We start from the raw sequence: 20527 nt of genomic DNA, 5'->3' as shown, positions 1-20527 counted from the left end.
ATAGCATTAACATACTACTGTGTTAAATCATAGAACGGCATTCTCGAACTCATTTATAAAGGAGGATTATCATGGAGGAAACATTTTGGTCATTGCTTCCACCATTTATCATGATTTTACTCGTGCTCTTAACAAGAAGAGTCTTGTTATCACTAGGTGCTGGTATTGTTGTGGGTGCGCTTATGGTGGAAAGTTATGACATATTAGGAACACTGGAAAGAATTTGGTTTTCATTTCAAAATTTATTTTACGCTGAAGGTGCTTGGGATATCTGGAGTGTACAGCTCATCATCTTTTTATTACTATTAGGTATCTTAATCGCATTCTTAACAGCTACTGGAGGTGCCCAGGCATTCGGTCAGTGGGCAGTTAATCGAGTACGAACACGTAAAGGCTCACAGTATACAACTGGCCTTTTAGGTGTAGCCATTTTTATTGATGATTATTTTAACAGTCTAACGATCGGTCAAGTTTCCCGTCCCATTACAGACCGTCAAAATGTTTCGCGCGCGAAGTTAGCTTATTTAATTGATTCAACGTCAGCCCCTGTTACGGTATTAACACCGATTTCGAGTTGGGGTGCTTATATTATCGGAATTATTGCAACGATTATTTCAACGCATGAGTTAACCGAATTATCAGCTTTAACGACGTTTGTTCAAATGATTCCGTATAACTTTTATGCGATTGCAGCTGTCATGCTCGTCTTTCTAGCTATTTTCTTTAAACTTGAAATTGGTCCAATGAAAAAACATGAGCAACGTGCAGAAGCATCTGGAACATTAATTGACCCAGAGAATCCTGATGTACCAGGCGACTTAAAAGGTGGCGTTAAAGAAAACGGACATGGACGAGTTTATCACCTACTATTACCATTGTTAGTTCTATTGGTAACAACCATTACCATGATGGTAATTACAGGTATTCAAGGAAGCGAAGATGGGGTAACGCTGGTTTCGACCTTTGCGAATACCGATGTGAATTTATCGCTTGTATTAGGTGGGACACTTGCCGTCATATTATCGATGATCTTATATGCGGTGCAGCCAGGTGAGAAAACGAATTTCTTCTCTGTCACATGGGAAGGTATTAAAGCGATGCTTCCAGCTGTCTACATTTTAATATTAGCTTGGATGATTGTTGCGATTATTGAAGCTATTGGAACAGATGATTACTTAGTAGGAATCGTCGAAGAGGCAAGCCTAAATGCTGCCTACTTACCCGTGATGATTTTCTTAATTGCGGGTGTCACTGCATTTGCGACAGGAACCTCATGGGGGACGTTTGGTTTAATGTTACCAATTGCAGGCTCTATGGCTGTTGAATTAGATCCGACGTTATTAGTTCCGGCACTATCAGCCGTTTTAGCTGGTTCAGTCTTTGGTGACCATTGTTCACCAATCTCTGATACATCAGTTCTGTCATCAACTGGTGCAGGTTCGAACCACATTGATCACATAGTCACGCAAATTCCGTATGCCTTAATTGCGGCAACATCAACAATTCTTGGCTATTTAGCATTTGCCTTAACTAGTTCAGTGATCATTGGTTTAGTGGTAACGATTGCGATTTTAATAGGGATTGTCTTATTGCTAAAAAATAAATAACTCACATGAACTCAGGCTGTCGAAGTTAATCGATAGCCTGAGTTTTTTTGACATTAACTTACATACTTCAAAGCATCAAAGTTTTTTTATAAATCATATTGTCAAAACATTTGGATATTTGGTATGATTGTATACGTTGTTGCTCACTTAATGATTGAATTTTGTGACTTTTTTGCTAAGACTAATGAAACTTTTTGAAAAAGTCTTGAAAAAAAGTTGTCAAAAAATTATAATAAAACAAAATAATCAATATATTTAAGTGAGTACCAGTACAACGACTAATCGTTGTACTGAATTATAATAGAAAGGGGAATATGATTATGCAAGGAAGAGAGCAGTTTGCAACAAGGTTTGGTTTTATTTTTGCAGCTGTTGGTTCAGCAGTAGGCTTAGGTAATATTTGGCGCTTCCCTTACATGTTAGGGGAAAACGGAGGATTCGCATTTTTAATCGCTTATTTTATTTGTATCGCCTTAATTGGTCTACCTGTTTTATTAGCTGAATTTTCAGTTGGTCGACGTGGACAATCAGACGCGATTCATTCATTTGAAAACATCAAAGCCAAATCATTTGGTAAAATCGGTGGTTTTCTAGGCGTCTTATCAGGTACATTAATCCTGTCGTTCTACGGTGTTATTGCTGGTTGGGTCTTTTACTATTTATTTAGTTATCTTACAGGCGCGGCAGGAAATGTCGAATCTGGTGAATTTGAAGGATTCTTCGGTGATTTCATTGCTAGTTCATTTGGTCCAGTTGTTTGGCAGTTCTTATTTATGGTTGTTGTCATCGGCGTTGTTTATTTCGGTATTAAGAAAGGGATCGAAATTGCCAACCGTACATTTATGCCAATGCTAGCGGTTCTTGTTATCATTTTAGCCGTGTTTGGTTTAACAATGGATGGTGCAGGCGAAGCACTTAGCTTTATGTTCTCACCTGATTTTAATGCTTTAGGTGATATTAATGTATGGGGTGCAGCTGTTGGTCAGGCATTCTTTACATTATCACTAGGTATGGGTGCTATGATTACGTATGCTTCATACTTACCGAAAGAATCTCGTTTGCCTTCTGCGGCAGGAACGGTTGTTGTATTTGATACGTTCTTCGCTGTGTTCGCGGGTCTTATGATCTTCCCGATTGTTTTCTCATTCGGAATGGAACCAGGTGCAGGTCCAGGTTTATTATTCATGACGTTACCTGAGGCATTCGGACAATGGGGCTTAGGTGGAACGATTTTCGGTATTTTCTTCTTCCTATTTGTTGGAATTGCAGCTTTATCATCTGCGATTTCATTGTTGGAAGTTGGTGTTTCTTGGGCAATGCGTCGTTTCAATGCTGGACGTAAACCAACAACACTAATTGCTGGTGCGATTATTACAGTATTTGGTTTTCTATCAGCGTTATCACAAGGTGCTGTACCAGCATTAACAGAAATGAAAATATTCGCGTTCCTTAACACAGATGGTGACACGATCACGTTCTTAGATACGCTAGACTTATTTACTGCTCAATACACATTAGCGTTAGGTGGCTTTGTAACTGCGCTATTTGTTGGTTGGGGTTGGAATAAGGTTGAGGCACTACGTGAAACAGGTCTACAAGATACGACATTAGGTAATTTGTGGATTTGGTTCTTGCGTATTGTCGCTCCTGCAGGTATCTTATACATTCTGATTACAAACTTAATTAGTATGTTAACTCAATAATAAAAAGGGTGTGTCGAATCCAGACACACCCTTTATTATTGTGATTGCTTTTCCCATCTTTTTAAATGTGGATAAGGATCAAATGCCCATTCATTTTCACCATTATCTCGGTACATACCATAATGGAGGTGAGGAGGGAATTTACCAGAAGTTCCAACTGGTCCATATCCGGAAGCCCCAACGTAACCAATGACATCACCTGGCTCGACAATATCGCCTTCTTCTAGTTCATCTTCGAATCCGTTCAAGTGAGCGTAATAATGATAAACATTGTCTGTATCCCTGATGCCAATTCGCCACCCTCCGTATTTATTCCAACCTTTGATTTCAACAATACCATATGATGTTGAGCGAACCGGCGTACCATAACTTGCGAATAAATCGGTACCTTCATGGATTCGTCTGCCTCCATAACCACGTCCAGCTCCCCATGTAGACCGGTAAGAATATTGGTTGTAAGACGGAATTGGAAATGCGTGTTCATCTAACTCCACGGTTGAGTAATGGCTGAATAACTGTTGATATTGCTTGATCATTTGAGCTGCTTTTTCACGGTCATAATATTGAGCTAAACTTTCTTCGTAAGATATGCCTTTACCCAGTTGTTCATTAAGCCAATGGGCGAATGTAAATAAAACATCTTCGTCATTTTGGGGGTTTGCGTATTGATCACCATCACCATCTTTGCCAATCCCATTAAAAGCTTGAATCGTCGCTTCATAGTGAGAGGGATTTTCGTCAACAGCTAATAATCCAAACCATTTATTGGGATCCATTTGAATTCCAGTTATTCGATCTTCATCAACATCATTGATATTCCGTTCATATTGATCGATTGCAGCAATGATGCTCCACGGGACTTGGGTTAGGGAAGCTGTTTTTTGATAAAGGTTCATTCTTTCTTCAGATAAGGACTCGTCTTCAGCCCAACTATTACTAGGTGTTAGGATGACTATGAAAATGAATAAGCCAGTTATGATACGGCGTTTCATGTAAAATACTCCTTTGCTTAATCAGTATTAATAGTGTTTCCGTCTTTTTTGAAATCATAAGAGCGAAAAGAAGGATTTATATGATACACTAATAGTTATAGAGGTGATTCAAATGGAATTATTAGGGCAACAATATGAGCTCATTCACGATTACCGAGAAGGGTTTCAAGAAGATGTAATAGAACAGCGTTTTAGTGATATTTTAACGAAATATGATTATATAGTTGGTGATTGGGGCTTTGGTCAACTGCGTTTAAAAGGCTTCTACGATGATCAAAATCAAAAGGCGACATTTGACACAAAAATTTCAGCATTAGAAGATTATTTGTACGAATACTGTAATTTTGGTTGTGCTTACTTTGTCTTAAAACAAATAGATAGTTAAATGACCGGATGTCCGCTAATCCGGTCATTTTTAATTGAATTCACCCTTGATCATCGTGTTCTGGGTCTTCGTCATCTGGAAAATTATTCGGTTGATGGGCAAATGGATATTGCCTCGGTAGATCGTGATGCAGTTCTTTATTTTCATAGTTATAGCCTGAATAATGACGGCGTTTTGGATCATATTCACGGGCCTCTAGAGGTTCGTCATTAACAGGTTCACCATACGTCCCTTCAGGAAATTCTTCTGGTGTTTGCATATTTTGTTGTATTTCAACAGGTTTAAAATCATCGTTCTTTTTCTTCTTACCCATTTAAATGCTCCTTTCTTATGTTGCTTGTGGTTGTTGCAACAATTCAGTTAAATAATCGTGAATCGCTTCTGCTTCATACGTATTGAGATGTAAAAAGTGGCAAAAATAATCACTATCTTCTAGCTCATGATCATGAATCTCAGTATAGCGTGATCGTTGTAAATCAATGACGAAACTTTTCGCTTGTTCTTGATCGCTCTTAACAATGGCCAAATCAAAACGTCGATCATCACCTGTGAAACTAACGTAACGAACATGGCCATCAGTCATTTCATCGTTAATCGTCTTAAAAGGCAACATCATTCAGCTCCTACTATTTAAAATCAGTTATAGTATGGCGCAAATATTTTTATATATAAGAATTAATTGTCTATGATAAACTAGAAATTGAAAGGAATGATGATTATGTACTTTGTGGACCTAGAAAAAATGGATCAAACATCAACATATTTCAATAATTTATTAAGCACGTATGAACAGGCAACGTTTGAATCAAACATTGAACTATTCGGCCTTGAACGTATTGTACATATGACGATTGAAGCAATCGTTGACATAGGAAATATGATGATTGATGGCTTTATTATGCGAGACCCTGGTAGCTATGAGGATGTTATTGATATCTTAGTCGATGAACAGGTGATCACAACAGAACAAGAAGATGCATTTAAACAAGTGATTGGATTAAGAGGCCCACTTGTCAAAGACTATACGGCAATCGATCATCATAAGCTTCAAGCGACTTTGGATGATAGTCTACCCGTTTTAAATCAATTGACGACACAAGTATATCGTTACTTAGAAAAGGAAATGGGTCCGATTACGGCATTTAAGAAACGGCAAGGAGAGGACTAATATGGCGAAATACCAGGCATACTTAATTGATCTAGATGGAACGATGTATCGGGGGAATGCACCGATTCCTGAAGCGGCAGATTTTATCCGTTCCTTACAATCAGAATCCATCCCATTTCGTTTCGTCACGAATAATTCTTCAAGAACACGTTATAAAACCATGGAGAAGTTGAAAGAAAATGGAATACAAGCAGAAGAGTCCCATATTTTAACACCATCGATTATTGCGGCTGATTATATTAAATCACAGCAAGAGGATGCTCGTGTGTTTAAGATTGGTGAACATGGTGTGGAAGAAGCGCTTCATTCACGGGGTCTTAAAATAACTGAAGAATCACCAGATTATGTTTTAGTCGGGATCGATCGGCATGTGACGTATCATAAATTGAAAGAAGCTTGCCTTCATATTCAAAAGGGAGCTCAGTTTATTGCGACGAATCCTGATTTACGTGTGCCGACAGAAGAGGGGTTTGTTCCAGGAAATGGTGCTTACGTCGAATTGATCCGTCACGTGACAAAAACTGAACCCATTGTAGTAGGAAAACCCGATTCTTTAATGATTGAATTAGCGTTGGATGAATTAAATCTTCCTCATCGTGATGTGATTATGGTTGGCGATAATTATGACACAGATATCATGGCAGGTATTGAAGCGGGCATCGATACTTTGCACGTGGAAACAGGCGTGACATCACGCGATGATTTAAAGAAAGTGTCGATTCAACCAACGTATTCGGTTAAATCACTTGCTGATTGGAAGCAATTTTAAATTTGATGTTGGAGGGTGCAAACATGACAAAGCCGTTTGTTTTTGTAACGCGTCGTATAGCTGATGAGGTTATACAATCGTTAGAAGAGGATTATGAAGTAGAAGTATATGATTCGGATGAAGTGCCTGTACCACGAGATGTTTTGGAAGAGAAAGCTCGTCAAGCAGACGCTTTGTTAACGATGCTAACTGATTCAATTGATGAAGCTTTATTAGATCAAGCGTCGAACTTGAAAGTGATCGCCAATTTAGCTGTTGGTTATGACAATATTGACGTTAGTGCTGCTCAAAATCGAGGAATTGTCGTTACGAACACACCGGATGTTTTAACAGATACAACAGCTGATTTAACGTTTGGTTTGTTGTTAGCAACAGCTAGACGAATTCCAGAAGCGACTCAATATATTGAAAACAATCAGTGGCAAGCTTGGTCACCTTATATGTTGGCAGGTGCAGATGTTCACCATAAGACATTAGGAATAATTGGCATGGGAAGTATTGGTGAAGCCGTTGCTAAACGAGCGACAGGTTTCGATATGACTGTCCTATATCATAATCGTTCTAGAAAAGAAGAGGCAGAAGAAGCATTAGGGGTTAATTATCGTTCCTTTGATGATGTAATTGAACAGTCTGACTTTGTTGTATGTATGACACCACTAACTAAAGAGACTGAAGACATGTTTAATATGAATATTTTTAAGCAAATGAAATCGTCAGCTATATTTATTAATTCGTCACGTGGTGGCGTCGTAAATGAAGATGACTTATATGAAGCTCTGAAGTCGAAAGAGCTCTATGCGGCAGGATTAGATGTCTTCAAAAATGAACCGATTCAATCAGATCATCCCTTGTTAGAACTTGATAACGTTGTCGCATTACCACATATTGGATCATCAAGTTATGAAACACGTACTGAGATGATGTGGCTTACAGCGCAAAACATAATCGCTGTCTTAAATGGCAATAAAGCTAAAACGCCTGTGAACTAATATCATAAAAGAAAAAAAGCCCTCAATGTAGTGATGACATTGAGGGCTTACTTTATGAATTCATTTAGAAAATTTGTTCTACCTCTTGGACACCAGGAACTTCAGCGATTAATGCACGCTCGATACCAGCTTTAAGGGTGATTGCAGAGCTTGGGCAATTACCGCATGCTCCTTTTAGTCGAAGTAAGACGATGCCATCATCTACGTCGACCAGTTCAACGTCACCGCCATCACGTAATAAAAACGGGCGTAATTTACCTATAACTTCTTGGACTTGATCAAACATCGCACATTTTCCCCTTTCTTAATTTAATTATAAATAAATTCTAATTAAAAATCTATTATCGTGCTTTTATTTAAAAATATGTTGTTGAGAACCATTTTCATTTTAACTCGAAGCGAAAGTTTTGTAAAATATAATTAGCTAATAAATCGTGAAGTTATTTGTTAAAGAGGGGGAGTTTGATGAATCAGCAAATTGAATTAGTTGTATATGGTGCTGAGGTTCTTTGTGCAAGTTGTGTTAACTTACCGAGTTCTAAGGAACAATATGATTGGTTACAAGCCGCGATCTCAAGAAAATACGGGGATGATTATGTGACATATCGTTATGTCGATATTTATAATCCCCCGAATGAAGAACCTTATCAGCAATTTGCTGAAAAAGTTGTCGAAGAGGATATGATTTTTCCAGTCGTCTTAGTCGAAGATGAAATTGTCGGTGAAGGGAACCCACGATTAAAGACAGTCTATAAAGCACTTGAGGAACGCGGTTTATCACCGTCTTCTTAGATATGTGAAAGGGTTCACCATTAGAAATACAAGCGAGGAGTGGACGTCATGAACCCGTTAGTCGAGTTTTGTGTTAATAATTTAATGAGCGGCTCACAAGAAGCCCTAGAACAATTAGATAAAGACCCTGATATAGATGTTGTAGAGTATGGGTGTACTAGCAACTGTGCGATTTGTGCCATGAGTTTATTTGCTATTGCTGATGGTGAACTAATTATGGCTGATACACCAGATGAGCTTGTTAAGAAAGTGTATCAATTTTTAGAAGAGGAACAATTAATATAGGAAATGAGGTTGTGGTATGAACATTCCTTTCACTAAAATGCATGGGCTCGGCAATAGTTATATTTATATTGATGGGTTTAAGGTCAATTTATTAGAACAGGATTTACCTGAAATTGCCCGACAAGCCTCGAACGTCCATACTGGTATTGGTTCTGATGGATTGATTATGGTGTTGCCATCAGAGGTAGCTGACGTACGTATGCGGATCTTTAATCGTGATGGATCTGAAGCGATGAATTGTGGAAATGGTCTACGTTGCGTGGCGAAATTCGCGTATGAATCTCGATATGTACAACAAAAAACTTTCTATATCGAAGCAAAGTCAGGAGTCGTGCAAGCAACTGTCCATCTTGATGATGATCAGTTGGTCGAAAGTGTAACAGTTGATATGGGTGAACCCATTTTAGCTCGGTCAACTATACCGATGGAAACAGAAAGTGGTGGCTTATTTGATGAAGTGATTCATGAGCCATTTCGTGTTGATGGTGATGATTACCACGTCACTGCGGTTTCGATGGGGAATCCACATGCTATATTTTTTCAAGAGCAGATTAAGGATGCACCACTTTATACACTAGGCCCTAAAGTAACCAATGATGATCGTTTTCCAGAAGGTGTGAATGTTGAATTTGTTGAAGTAGTAAAACATGATGAAATTAATTTCCGTGTATGGGAACGGGGGTCAGGCATTACCCAAGCCTGCGGAACAGGTGCTTGTGCAGCAGTGGTGGCATCATCCCTTAATGGTTATTTAGAACGTGACCAAGAAGTAACCGTTCATTTAGACGGTGGTGATTTATGGATTACTTGGCTTGGATCAGGAAGTGTATCGATGCGTGGACCAGCCGTTACGATTGCTCAAGGTAATCTTTGGGTCTGAGTTAGATGTTTGAAGTAGGGGTTAAATGTTAGTATACTGACATTTAGGGAGGTATTAAACATGGCGATTAACTTAACTGAATCGGCAACGATTCAAGTACAAGAAATGTTGAAAGACGAGACAGCTGAAGAAGTCTACTTACGTTTTGGTGTTAAAGGTGGAGGCTGCAGTGGTCTCTCATATAAATTAGGTTTTGATTATGAGGTTAAAGAAACAGACCGTCAATTTGAAGAGGGTGGCATTCCCATTGTAATCGCGGAAATGGACGTCCCAATTATTGAAGGTACGACAATTGATTTTAAACAAAACATGATGGGTGGCGGATTTACGATCGATAATCCGAACGCCATCGTATCATGCGGTTGTGGTTCCTCCTTTAAAGCACCGAATGTGGAAGGCCAGCCGGAGAATTGTTAACATCCATAAGGCGGTATATTAACGTTTAATATTACCTTAATTATTGGACAGTTTAATTAAAGTTAGGTATCAAAAAGGTGATCTCGTTATTGATTCGAGATCACCTTTTTTTAATTCGTTTAAGTTAAAGGGAATTTATGTTAATTTAATAATAAAGTTTTGAAAATTGCGATTAATTTAATAACTATATAGCTGAAGAAATTGTCAAGTGAAGGGAGTATAAAATGGATAGGGAAGAATGGGATATACAAGAGGTAAAGCAATTAAAAAAGAAAGAATTAATTCAACTGAACCTCGCAATGTTGCTGATTTTCGCACTTGCAATGTATTTTGCTTATAATGGTAATCATATCCTCATTATTGGAATGCTTTTTTATTAATATGGATCATTGTAGCATTTGCCTTATATACCCTCATAACGGGGAAGGAAATTGGAACGAAAATAGATAAACGGCTACAAGAATTTGAGCGGGGTCGTAAAGGAGAGAAACGTTGGAAACGAAGGAAAATAACTGACGCTGTCATCATTTTTATGATTGGTGTTGGTGTTACCGTTGTGTTTTTTGTTCAGGATTTTAACTCTATAAGTTTTAACTACTATGGTTTTATTGTTCCATTTATTATGTCATGGTTAGTCCTTAATATTAAAGGGGTTATAGGCATACGAATTTTGGATTGGTAAACAAAAATTAGGTAAAAATTTTTCTAGTCGTTGAACATGTGAATACATAATTTTGTGGCTTTACGATCGATAATTCGAATGCCATCGTCTCATGCGGTTGCGGTTCTTCCTTTAAAGCAACGAATGTGGAAGGCCAGCCGGAGAAAAAGTTAACACCTTAAAGGTGATATTAACATCTAATTAAAGGTAAACTAATTCGGAAACTTTAGCACAAACCAAACGTAAAGTAATCATTAAGTTGAACTGAAAAATCATATCGTCTGTAAAATTATTCTAGTGGTGAAATAGTTATTATGAATGGGGATAAATATGGAATTTATTAATTTTGCATACAGTCAAATTAACTGTAATGAACAAAATTTTATACATCATCCATTTTTTAGAGAATATTTAAAAGTTTTTAATTCAAATGATGATTTTCATAAGAATGTTAATGAACTGACGAAGAACTATTCAACGAATGATATTAATGGATCTATTGAGTTTTTAAGAACATTAACAGCTGAAATGTTTTATAGTATTAATGATTCATTACGGTTAGATTTTGAAGTAGGAGTCGTTGTTTTTATTGGTGATTGTAGTTATGACGGTCATGGAATATTATTTGATGGAAAGCCCTATGTATTTCTTGACTTATCTGCAATTATACCGCGACTCAATATTTACAACCTTAATACGTTTATAACCCACGAACTCATACATTCAATACATTATTTTATTAATCCAGATTTTTATCGAGGGAATTTCAAATCAATAGAAGAAAAATACTACAAATTAATATTTGCTGAAGGAATTGCAACGAAATTAAGTAGCGAATTGACTAATGATTCAGATGAACAGATATATTGGTTTGGTTTTCTTGACGCTATGAAAGTAAAAAATTGGATCAATAATTGTGAAAAAATGAAAAGTGAAATTGGTAAGGAAATAAAGAATGCTATCAATACAGAAGCATTTGATAATGCACTTAATAACAAGTTGTTTAGTATAGAAGATTTTGAAAAACTGGACATGTACAGGGTAGGTTATTATTACGGTGCAAAGATTGTTGGTCAATTCTTAGAGCATAAGACAATAGATGAAGTTTTAAGATTAAACTACGCTGAAGCAAGAAAATATATAAACGATTATTTTTCAGAAGACGTAGATTAGTTTAAGAAGAGATGGACCGGTCACAGTTAATTAAAGTTAGGTAGAAAAAAGGTGACCTCGAATCAAAAACGAGGTCAATTTTTTGGCTATTATATTCCATTTATTGGGGCCTGGATAGAATGTAATATAGGGGAGGTTATTAGAATAAAGAAATATGTAAGGTGCTCAATAGTGCTCGGAAAGAAATATTGGTATTGCTAATCACAGCAGAATAACTAAACACATATCATACTTATGATTAAAAAGGAGGCTTTTAATTGTGAGTATGAATGTTGATTACACATCTCCCTCAGCTCAATATTTTTTTGATATGAATAATAGCACGTTGTTTAAGGAAGATAATCAGAACTTTATTAATGTAGTCGGTCAAAACCAGTTGAACACACTTGAAAATACATCACTGCTTGATATTTTTCTAAGTATTGATCATATCATCGAACCACACTACCATCAAAACGCAACAGAATTAGTGTACGCTATATCAGGAGCTGCCGTTATTTCGATATTGAATCCATTTACAAAGGAATTACTACATTTTACGGTAACACCAGGTCAAGTAGTAAACATTCCTCAAGGTTGGTGGCATTATATAGTAACTATCGATGAACATACACACTTTTTGGCAATTTTTGATGCACCAAATCCTGAAGTGGTATTGGGTTCTGATATTCTAAAATTCACTCCTGCAGATATAATGGCACAAACATATTGTCTTAATGAAAACGAGTGGGAGCAAGTAACAGAGCCGATAAAGCCAGATACCTTTATAGGTCCATATCAGGATTGCTACCAACAGGGTAATGTATACCAAAACCATTATGATTATAATCCTCACCCCTTTGGAAACTGGTGTTAACTTGAACTATAAACAGTATTAGATGACTTCATGTCTTATGGGCATAAATCTACATTTTATTCATTAACATGAAAGGTCAACCAGAGGTGTGAAAATCGTTGACCCATAAAAAATGCAGCGCTTTTAATTTAAGCGCTGCATTTTTTATGGGTTGCAATGAAATTTTGTGTAGATCATGTTTTGCATGCTGAGTCCCTAGTTGTTATAAGCATCAACAGATATTAGCTCATAATAATAGTGGACATGACTTGAATCATAACTTTTTAATTAAACATATGTGTTGAATGTTTTGGTTGTACACGTGCATTTGGATCAATTCGAGTCATAGCATTATTGACAGCTGTTGGCCCTTCGCCAAATCCAGAAGCAATGAGTTTGACTTTCCCTGGATAGGTAATAATGTCACCTGCACCATAAATGCCTTCAATGTTTGTTTCCATACGCGTATTCACAACAATATCGTTCTTTTCAATCTCTAAGCCCCAATCTTTAATAGGACCTAGTTGTGAGATGAATCCATAATTGACGATTAAATCATCAATTTCGACGTCAATGGTATCTTCTGATTTCGTTTTTTGAAGTGTCACACGTTCAATTGAATCATCACCATGGATTTCCACAGGTGAATAAGGTGTTAGAATGTCAGCTGATGAGTCTGTTAACTGTTCAACACTGTGTTCATGGGCGCGGAATTGATCACGGCGATGAACAATGCTTACTTTTTTAGCGATCGGCTCTAACATTAGGGCCCAATCTACCGCTGAGTCGCCTCCACCACAAATCATCACATGACGATCACGGAATGATTCGAGGTTTGTGATGTAATAATGTAAGTTTTTATCTTCATATTGGTCAATGCCATCGAGTTTTAACTTACGTGGTTCGAATGCACCGTTTCCAGCTGTAATAATGACAGCTTTAGCGTAGAATACTTCTTTATCCGTTGTTATTTTGAATAAATTTTCTTCTAATTTATCAATTGATTGGACAGCTTGGTCTAACGTAATCGTGGGATTGAACGGTTTTACTTGTTCATAAAGATTATCTACAAGCCCTTGTCCTGTTACTTTTGGAAAACCAGCCACATCGTAAATATATTTTTCAGGATAAAGCGCTGTTAATTGTCCCCCAATATGAGGTAAGCTTTCAATGATTTGTACATCAGCTTGTCTTAATCCTCCGTAAAATGCTGTGAATAAACCGACGGGGCCAGCGCCAATAATCGCTATATCTTTAACGTCTTCGTTCATGTTTTTATTCCCCCATATATCTAATTCCTAATAAATCGATCATACACCGATAAATATTATAACATTCGACACATGAATTGATAAATATTTTGCAAACTAAGGTCAAGAGAAGGCGTCGAATTATCTGAATGATTAGAAATCATTGTAAGGGTTGAAATTCACCGTGAAAAATTCTAAGATTATATTTAGGTGAGTTTTACGTTTTTATGACAATTTCTACGTCAGTACGTGAATTTTTTCACAAAGTATCGTTGAATTTCACAATCAACTTTTTAAAATTATTGGGATGGATGTGATGTAAATGAACAAACCAAGTATTGTTGTGTTAGGCGCTGGTTATGGTGGCATTATGACGACAACGAAGCTACAGAAAATAATCGGTGACACAGAAGCTGACATTACTTTAGTGAACAAGCATGATTACCACTATCAAACGACATGGTTACACGAGAATGCTGCGGGTACACTTCACCATGATCGGACTCGTATTCAAATTAATGATGTTGTAGATTTCAACAAAGTTAATTTCGTTCAAGACACGGTGCAATCGATTGACCCAGATAACAAAGTCGTAAAGCTTGAAGATGGCGAGCTTACATATGACTATCTTGTCATTGGCCTTGGCTTTGAATCAGCAACATTTGGAATTGAAGGTCTTCTCGATCATGCATACACGATTAATAATATTAATAGTGCTCGCTATATTCGTGATCATATTGAGTATAACTTTGCTCAATACAATATGTTTAAAGAGGATCGTCAAGACTTATTAACGATCGTTGTTGGTGGCGCAGGCTTCACTGGTGTTGAGTTTGTTGGAGAATTAGTTAATCGTATTCCTGAATTATGCCAAGAATATGATGTCGACCCAAGCAAAGTTCGTTTATTAAACGTTGAAGCGGGTCCTACAGCATTAGCTGGCTTTGATGAAGAATTAGTTGAGTATGCTATGAATCGTCTTGAAGAGAAAGGCGTAGAATTCCGTTTGAACACAATGCTTAAGAAGTGTACAGAAGACGGTATTGTTGTTGAGAAAGACGGAGAACAAGAAGAGATTGCGACGAAGAATATTATTTGGGCTGCTGGTGTGCGCGGTAACTCAATCGTCGAAGAATCTGGCTTTGAAGTAAGTCGTGGTCGTGTTGCTGTACGTGATGACTTACGTACTCCAGATTATGATGATGTGTTTGTTGTTGGTGATTGTGCTGTATTCTTTAACGAAGAAACAGAACGTCCATACCCACCAACAGCTCAAATTGCAATGCAAATGGCAGATACGGCTGCCCATAATTTAAAACAGTTAGTAAATGGACAAAGTGATCTCGAAGGATTCGAACCAGATATTAAGGGTACAGTTGCTTCATTAGGTCATACTGATGCCATTGGTGTTATTTTTGACGATAAGAAATTATATGGTCGTTCAGCATCTATTATGAAGAAAGTAATCGACAACCGTTATTTATTAAAACTAGGTGGCGTTGGATTACTACTTAAAAAAGGTAAACTCGATATGTATCACTAAACCAAAAGGCAGCGACTAGCTGCCTTTTTTGTTTATTTAGAAGGACCCTGTTTCATAATTTAACAAATTTGTGTCTCTAACGTGTTTATCTTACTGAAAACACTTGTCTGTGATAAAATAAGGATGGTTTTGTCGAATAAATTTATAAGAAACACTGGACTTAATTAGCCAGTGGTCATTATACAGGAGGCACTCATTCATGAATATTGTGCAAGTGTTCGTGCTATCAATATTATTTTTCGTATTATTCTTTGGAATAGGCTTTATCTTAAATATGTTACTACGCTCTACGTGGATCATGGCAATTATTTTTCCAATCATTGTCGTTTTAATCATAGATGACGTTCCTTTTATGAATTACTTCACACAGCCTGGTGAATCATTCCCGGCTTTAGGTCAAGATTTAGTTAACTTACAAGTAGTGGATCTATTTATATTGATCGTTGGTTTTATTGGAACTATTGTTTCAGGTATTGTTATTCGAATCTTGCGGGCTAAAGGCTATCAAATGTTCTAAATAGTTTAACATGTATAAAAGTTTCTTATTGTGGTAACGCTTTGTGACAAAGAGGTGTTTAACATGCGTACTGCGATAAGAAACTTTTTTGTATTAGTAATCTGTTTGATTGCTATCGTTTGCACCGCAGTTTTAACTCAGAGTTATTGGCATGAAGACGATTATAAAGTAGCAGAAGAAGCAAAAGAACAGCAACTAACTAAATTGACAAATAAAAGCATCGAGGTTACATCTAGCTCTGATTCAGTTGAGTTAGCTAGTTATCAAGATGAACAGAGTGCTGAAGTAGCCTTTCGCCGTTTTCCAACACGTACTGTTCTAGCAACAGGTTACACAGCAGGATACGAATCAACCGGAAAAACGAAAGACCATCCTCAATATGGGATTACTTATTCCGGACTACAGGTACAAAGAGGCTCACTCTCAACCATTGCAGCTGATCTAAATCATTTTCCGCTCGGGACGGTATTGTATATCCCGGATTATGGATATGGGATCGTGATGGATATTGGTGGTGCCATTAAAGGTAATAAGATTGATTTGTATTATGAAGATGTGGATGATGTATATAATAATTGGGGTAAGAAAGAAGTAGAGGTTTATGTGATAGAAGAAGGGGATGGCTCAGTAACTGAAGCGGATCTAAATCAATGGGAGCAAGCGATTAGTACTGAAACAGTCCCTGTTGTTCAAACAAATTAGCCCAAGATGATTTATCTTAGATCATCTTGGGCTAATTAATGAGAAGGGCTTATAAGAAGTAGGTATACGTTATGATTGCTAATAAAATACCTGTGACGGCACCAAAGAAAACTTCAATAGGTTGATGGCCTAGTAATTCTTTAAGTTCCTTTTGCTTTTCGTGAGCTTCTTTCTGTTGCCATTGAATGGCATCATCAACAATACGCTGAACATCTTTAACAAGCTGATTTAAAATCGTTGCATGTTCACCTGCATGACGACGAATTCCTGTAGCATCATACATAACAATAATACTTAATACACAGGCAATGGCAAAGAGAGGTGAGTTCAAGCCATGTTCAATGCCAATAGCTGTGGTAAGTGATGCAACGGCTGCTGTGTGGCTACTTGGCATGCCCCCAGTGCTAAAAGCAATGCCTAAGTTAATTTCACGCGTTGCAATATATTGAATAGGAATTTTCACAACTTGAGCAAAGATGACTGCGAATAAAGCAATCCAAAGTGGTGTGTTTTCAAAAATCTCGACCATAGTTAAACGTCCTTTCCTCTTAATTATCATCATACCCGAATATTTGGCTTTAAAAAACGTTTTTCTAAGAAATATTTATTTCGCCATTCGAAACTTTTTGGTATGATTAAATATATGATAATGGGAGGGATGTAGATGTTTACGATTATACAAGAAGATTTGACTAAACATAATACGGACGCTTTAATTGTTGGACTTTTCGAAGCGCCAAAAGAAACACAACCAGCTTATGAAATATTGAATCAAGCTCTTAATAATCAGCTTGATGATCTTGTTGAATCAGGTGATGTTTCAACGACACAAGGACATGTGTCCAAGGTACATACATTAGGACAATTAGAAGCAAAAAGAATTTATTTTGTTGGGTTTGGTGACTATGACCAATTCACTGTTGATCGAGCGCGACAATCGTTTGGACGATTATTTAAACAGTTAGCTGAAGACTCTATTCAATCTGCTAGTTTAGCAATCGACAGTTTATATAGCGATGAACCTACTACATACGCAGAGGCAATTGGTGAAGCAGCAGTTATGGCTCCTTATCAATTGGAAACTTACCATACTGACCGTGAGGAGAATCATTACGAGCTTGAGTCTTTAATCTTTTTAACAAATGATCATTCAGTTGTGGAAGCAGCAGAGCAAGGTTATGCCTTAGGAAATGGGGCGAATATAGCACGTCATTTAGTTAATTTACCAAGTAATTTATTAACTGCTAAAGATTTAGCTGTATTTGCAGAAAATATTGCTGATAAACATGAATTGAAAATTGATGTCTTTGAACGTGAGCAAATCGAAGAATTAGGCATGGGAGCTTTGCTTGCGGTCAATCAAGGGTCAGACGAGCCACCACGATTTATTGTGATGTCTTATCAAGGACTGGATACTTGGGAAGACCCTGTGGCACTTGTTGGTAAAGGAATTACATTTGATACAGGAGGTTACTCACTTAAACCTAAAGACGGCATTGTCGGTATGAAAATGGATATGGGCGGTGCTGCTTCAGTAATTGGGGCTATGGATGCAATTGGACAGATTCAGCCGAAAACTAATGTGATGGCCTTAATTCCTGCGACTGATAATATGGTAAGTGACAAAGCATTCAAACCTGATGATGTGATTGTATCGATGAGTGGAAAAACAATTGAAATCCGTAATACAGATGCAGAAGGGCGATTAGCCATGGCTGATGCTGTGACGTATGCGAAACAACAAGGTGCGAGTAAAATTGTTGATATTGCTACGTTGACTGGTGGTGTTGTGGTGGCATTAGGCGATCAAGTAACAGGTGCCATGACAAATAATCAGGATTGGTATGATGAAGTGGTAACAGCAGCTAATCAAGAAGGCGAATTGATGTGGCAGTTACCTTATTTAGAAGTTTACCAAAAACAAGTCGCAACAAGTCATATTGCCGATTTAAATAACTCACCTGGTCGAAAAGCTCACGCCGTTATGGCAGGGGCGTTTGTCGGTGCATTTGCTGAGGAAACACCTTGGGTTCACTTAGATATTGCTGGCACTGCTATGGCAGAAAACGCGCATGATTTGGGGCCTAAAGGTCCAACAGGCGTTATGGCACGTACATTAGCAAAAGCGATGATGAATCAATAATAATAAATCCCAACTTCTATTAATAGAAGTTGGGATTTTTGTTAAGTGTGAGATGTTAATTGGATATTGGCTGACTCAAGTCTACCTAAAATCTTCGGTAATAAAACCGCAGCTCCCATGGTAATGATGAAATCTTTAATGAAAAATGGAACCATCGCAATGACACCTTGTCCAATCGATAATGGAACTTCCATAACGATATTAGTTGAAGCCACCATGAATGGTATACCAATGAGGTAGTTTGCCAGCAAACCAAATAATGTAGCCACTAGATAAGTCTTAACAGTCGGTTGTTGACTCTTTTCGACAATCCAGCCTGCAACCCAAGCAACAGCAATAAATGAAAGCAAGAATCCTCCTGTCGGCATAATTAAGACTTGAGGTCCTGATGACATTTCAGCAAAGACTGGCACGCCGACAAGGCCAATTAAAATATAAGTTATAACTGCAAACACGCCAAGACGCTTTCCTAAGATTAATCCAGCTAAAATCGCAAAAAATGTCTGTAGTGATAAGGGAACAGTTCCAGCCCCATATGTAATTTTTAAGAATGGAAACCAAATCGCAATATTAGCACCAATCATTAATAGGACAACAAATACTGACCCTAATGTAATTTCTTGAGCACTCATTTTTTGTTTCATTGTTCACCCTCCTCTTATGTTTGGTTCACATTTAATATACAGGAAGGGTGATTTTATTGTCAACTTAATTTTAAAAATGGTAAACAATAATGTTAAAAAAAGTCGCCTACTCATGTAGACGACTAAGTGAAATTATTTAATAGCTGCATCTAGTGCAACTTCAATCATGTCGTTAAATGTTGTTTGACGTTCTTGTGATGTTGTTTCTTCGCCAGTGATGATGTGATCACTTACTGTTAAGACAGTTAGTGCTTCACGGTTGTATTTAGCAGCGATTGAATAAAGTGCTGATGTTTCCATTTCAACAGCAAGCACATTGTATTCAGCAAGTTTGTTAAATAGTTCCATCGCATTCTCACGGTAGAACGCATCACTTGTGAATACGTTACCGACACGAAGATTTAATCCTTGTTCTTTACCAACATCATAAGCATTCTTCAATAAATTGAAGTCAGCTGTTGGAGCGAAATCAATAGTACCAAAAACAGTACGGTTCATTTGTGAATCTGTTGTTGCTGATTGTGCTAAAATAACATCACGGACTTGCACATCTTCCTGAAGAGCACCGCAAGAACCAACACGGATTAGTTTTTGCACATCGTATTCTTGAATTAATTCATTCGCATAAATCGAAATACTCGGTGCACCCATGCCTGTACCTTGAACAGAAATACGTTCACCTTTGTATGTACCAGTGAAACCGTACATACCACGAACTTCGTTATAGCAGACAACATCCTCTAAGAAATTCTCCGCAATATATTTCGCACGAAGCGGGTCACCCGGAAGTAAAATTTTATCGGCGATATCGCCTTTGTTTGCACCAATATGAGTTGTTGGCATATGTGAATCCTCCTTATTTCTTCTTACGTTTTAAACCTATCATAAAAGCAGACGATAAACAATTTAAAGCCGTTGATTTTATGGAATTGTCACGAGTTGAGGTGCGATTTAGGGAGGTTTATCATCGATTGGCGGATAGAGTCCATATAATTGTGTAAAAAGGGTCATTTTCCTCTCCACATGGTACAATGTTTTCAACCACAAAAACGATTACCAGGAGGAGAGTATT

General features: G+C 37.4%; 25 protein-coding genes and 1 pseudogene. 18 read left to right on the top strand and 8 right to left on the bottom strand.

Going from position 1 to position 20527, the window contains the following annotated elements; translation table 11 throughout:
- The first annotated feature begins 71 nt into the window (after window positions 1-71).
- Both J2S77_RS07415 and J2S77_RS07410 read left to right on the top strand, forming a co-directional pair.
- Window positions 72-1607, top strand: coding sequence for a Na+/H+ antiporter NhaC family protein (locus J2S77_RS07415; protein ID WP_306976055.1), 1536 nt, complete (start codon window positions 72-74; stop codon window positions 1605-1607).
- A gap of 320 nt (window positions 1608-1927) precedes the next feature.
- On the top strand, window positions 1928-3310 hold the full coding sequence (locus J2S77_RS07410; protein ID WP_306976053.1) for a sodium-dependent transporter: 1383 nt from the start codon (window positions 1928-1930) through the stop codon (window positions 3308-3310).
- 35 nt (window positions 3311-3345) lie between these two features.
- Here J2S77_RS07410 and J2S77_RS07405 read toward each other — a convergent pair whose 3' ends face one another.
- Window positions 3346-4302, bottom strand: coding sequence for a M23 family metallopeptidase (locus J2S77_RS07405; RefSeq protein WP_306976051.1), 957 nt, complete (start codon window positions 4300-4302; stop codon window positions 3346-3348).
- Between the two features lie 112 nt (window positions 4303-4414).
- Here J2S77_RS07405 and J2S77_RS07400 point away from each other — a divergent pair, with 112 nt between their 5' ends.
- Window positions 4415-4687, top strand: a complete 273-nt coding sequence (locus J2S77_RS07400) for a YutD family protein (RefSeq protein ID WP_306976049.1) — start codon at window positions 4415-4417, stop codon at window positions 4685-4687.
- Between the two features lie 40 nt (window positions 4688-4727).
- On the opposite strand, the gene J2S77_RS07395 is transcribed toward J2S77_RS07400, so the two are convergent.
- Together J2S77_RS07395 and J2S77_RS07390 are read right to left on the bottom strand one after the other, a co-directional pair.
- A complete protein-coding gene (locus J2S77_RS07395; protein WP_306976048.1) occupies window positions 4728-5000 on the bottom strand; it encodes a cytosolic protein in 273 nt (90 codons plus the stop codon).
- A 15-nt stretch (window positions 5001-5015) separates the two neighbouring features.
- The gene (locus J2S77_RS07390; RefSeq protein ID WP_306976046.1) at window positions 5016-5300 is read right to left on the bottom strand and encodes an SAV0927 family protein; all 285 of its coding nucleotides are present in this window, start codon (window positions 5298-5300) and stop codon (window positions 5016-5018) included.
- 105 nt (window positions 5301-5405) lie between these two features.
- Between J2S77_RS07390 and J2S77_RS07385 the strand changes: the two genes are divergently transcribed.
- Genes J2S77_RS07385 through J2S77_RS07375 form a run of 3 tightly spaced genes read left to right on the top strand, consistent with a single transcriptional unit; the run spans window position 5406 to window position 7613 of the window.
- Window positions 5406-5855, top strand: coding sequence for a DUF86 domain-containing protein (locus J2S77_RS07385; RefSeq protein ID WP_306976044.1), 450 nt, complete (start codon window positions 5406-5408; stop codon window positions 5853-5855).
- Between the two features lies 1 nt (window position 5856).
- A complete protein-coding gene (nucF, locus tag J2S77_RS07380; protein ID WP_306976042.1) occupies window positions 5857-6624 on the top strand; it encodes a 5' nucleotidase NucF in 768 nt (255 codons plus the stop codon).
- Window positions 6625-6647: 23 nt separating this feature from the next.
- Entirely contained in the window at window positions 6648-7613 is a 966-nt protein-coding gene (locus J2S77_RS07375) for a 2-hydroxyacid dehydrogenase (RefSeq protein WP_306976040.1), read from the top strand.
- A 64-nt stretch (window positions 7614-7677) separates the two neighbouring features.
- On the opposite strand, the gene J2S77_RS07370 is transcribed toward J2S77_RS07375, so the two are convergent.
- Window positions 7678-7899: a NifU family protein gene (locus tag J2S77_RS07370; RefSeq protein ID WP_167262285.1), complete on the bottom strand. Its 222-nt coding sequence runs from the start codon at window positions 7897-7899 to the stop codon at window positions 7678-7680.
- Between the two features lie 179 nt (window positions 7900-8078).
- On the opposite strand from J2S77_RS07370, the gene J2S77_RS07365 reads away from it, so the two are divergent.
- The 8 genes and pseudogenes from J2S77_RS07365 (at window position 8079) to J2S77_RS07330 (ending at window position 12677) form a co-directional block, all read left to right on the top strand.
- Window positions 8079-8405, top strand: coding sequence for a YuzD family protein (locus tag J2S77_RS07365; protein WP_306976038.1), 327 nt, complete (start codon window positions 8079-8081; stop codon window positions 8403-8405).
- 48 nt (window positions 8406-8453) lie between these two features.
- Window positions 8454-8690 (top strand): YuzB family protein, encoded by a 237-nt coding sequence (locus J2S77_RS07360; RefSeq protein ID WP_167262283.1) that lies wholly within the window; start codon window positions 8454-8456, stop codon window positions 8688-8690.
- A gap of 16 nt (window positions 8691-8706) precedes the next feature.
- Window positions 8707-9570, top strand: coding sequence for a diaminopimelate epimerase (gene dapF, locus J2S77_RS07355; protein WP_306976035.1), 864 nt, complete (start codon window positions 8707-8709; stop codon window positions 9568-9570).
- Window positions 9571-9630: 60 nt separating this feature from the next.
- The gene (locus J2S77_RS07350; protein WP_306976034.1) at window positions 9631-9987 is read left to right on the top strand and encodes a HesB/IscA family protein; all 357 of its coding nucleotides are present in this window, start codon (window positions 9631-9633) and stop codon (window positions 9985-9987) included.
- Between the two features lie 224 nt (window positions 9988-10211).
- Complete coding sequence (locus tag J2S77_RS07345; protein WP_306976031.1) at window positions 10212-10367, top strand: hypothetical protein; 156 nt, start codon at window positions 10212-10214, stop codon at window positions 10365-10367.
- A 358-nt stretch (window positions 10368-10725) separates the two neighbouring features.
- Window positions 10726-10830: pseudogene (locus tag J2S77_RS07340) on the top strand (iron-sulfur cluster assembly accessory protein); the annotation flags it as partial.
- Window positions 10831-10978: 148 nt separating this feature from the next.
- The gene (locus J2S77_RS07335; protein WP_306976029.1) at window positions 10979-11821 is read left to right on the top strand and encodes a hypothetical protein; all 843 of its coding nucleotides are present in this window, start codon (window positions 10979-10981) and stop codon (window positions 11819-11821) included.
- Between the two features lie 265 nt (window positions 11822-12086).
- On the top strand, window positions 12087-12677 hold the full coding sequence (locus J2S77_RS07330) for a cupin domain-containing protein (RefSeq protein WP_370871806.1): 591 nt from the start codon (window positions 12087-12089) through the stop codon (window positions 12675-12677).
- Window positions 12678-12940: 263 nt separating this feature from the next.
- Here J2S77_RS07330 and J2S77_RS07325 read toward each other — a convergent pair whose 3' ends face one another.
- Entirely contained in the window at window positions 12941-13927 is a 987-nt protein-coding gene (locus J2S77_RS07325; RefSeq protein WP_306976027.1) for an NAD(P)/FAD-dependent oxidoreductase, read from the bottom strand.
- Between the two features lie 301 nt (window positions 13928-14228).
- On the opposite strand from J2S77_RS07325, the gene J2S77_RS07320 reads away from it, so the two are divergent.
- The 3 genes from J2S77_RS07320 to J2S77_RS07310 all read left to right on the top strand — a co-directional run bounded on the left by J2S77_RS07320 (window position 14229) and on the right by J2S77_RS07310 (window position 16668).
- A complete protein-coding gene (locus tag J2S77_RS07320) occupies window positions 14229-15449 on the top strand; it encodes an NAD(P)/FAD-dependent oxidoreductase (RefSeq protein ID WP_306976026.1) in 1221 nt (406 codons plus the stop codon).
- Between the two features lie 199 nt (window positions 15450-15648).
- Window positions 15649-15966 carry a YuiB family protein gene (locus J2S77_RS07315; protein WP_306976024.1) on the top strand — a complete coding sequence of 106 codons (318 nt, stop codon included), beginning with the start codon at window positions 15649-15651 and terminating at the stop codon, window positions 15964-15966.
- 63 nt (window positions 15967-16029) lie between these two features.
- A complete protein-coding gene (locus J2S77_RS07310) occupies window positions 16030-16668 on the top strand; it encodes a 3D domain-containing protein (protein ID WP_306976023.1) in 639 nt (212 codons plus the stop codon).
- Window positions 16669-16717: 49 nt separating this feature from the next.
- Here J2S77_RS07310 and J2S77_RS07305 read toward each other — a convergent pair whose 3' ends face one another.
- Complete coding sequence (locus tag J2S77_RS07305) at window positions 16718-17197, bottom strand: divergent PAP2 family protein (protein ID WP_306976021.1); 480 nt, start codon at window positions 17195-17197, stop codon at window positions 16718-16720.
- A gap of 135 nt (window positions 17198-17332) precedes the next feature.
- Here J2S77_RS07305 and J2S77_RS07300 point away from each other — a divergent pair, with 135 nt between their 5' ends.
- Window positions 17333-18811 carry a leucyl aminopeptidase gene (locus J2S77_RS07300; protein ID WP_306976020.1) on the top strand — a complete coding sequence of 493 codons (1479 nt, stop codon included), beginning with the start codon at window positions 17333-17335 and terminating at the stop codon, window positions 18809-18811.
- 41 nt (window positions 18812-18852) lie between these two features.
- Here the strand turns inward: J2S77_RS07300 and J2S77_RS07295 are convergent, their stop codons facing one another.
- The gene (locus tag J2S77_RS07295; RefSeq protein WP_306976019.1) at window positions 18853-19455 is read right to left on the bottom strand and encodes a biotin transporter BioY; all 603 of its coding nucleotides are present in this window, start codon (window positions 19453-19455) and stop codon (window positions 18853-18855) included.
- Window positions 19456-19587: 132 nt separating this feature from the next.
- Window positions 19588-20298 (bottom strand): purine-nucleoside phosphorylase, encoded by a 711-nt coding sequence (gene deoD, locus J2S77_RS07290; protein WP_306976017.1) that lies wholly within the window; start codon window positions 20296-20298, stop codon window positions 19588-19590.
- Window positions 20299-20527: the final 229 nt, after the last annotated feature.

This window comes from Alkalibacillus salilacus, assembly GCF_030812915.1.
GTDB classification, from domain to species: Bacteria; Bacillota; Bacilli; order Bacillales; family Alkalibacillaceae; genus Alkalibacillus; species Alkalibacillus salilacus.
Note: the sequence above shows the minus strand (reverse complement) of the source record. Positions and strands in the feature narration are given on the sequence as shown.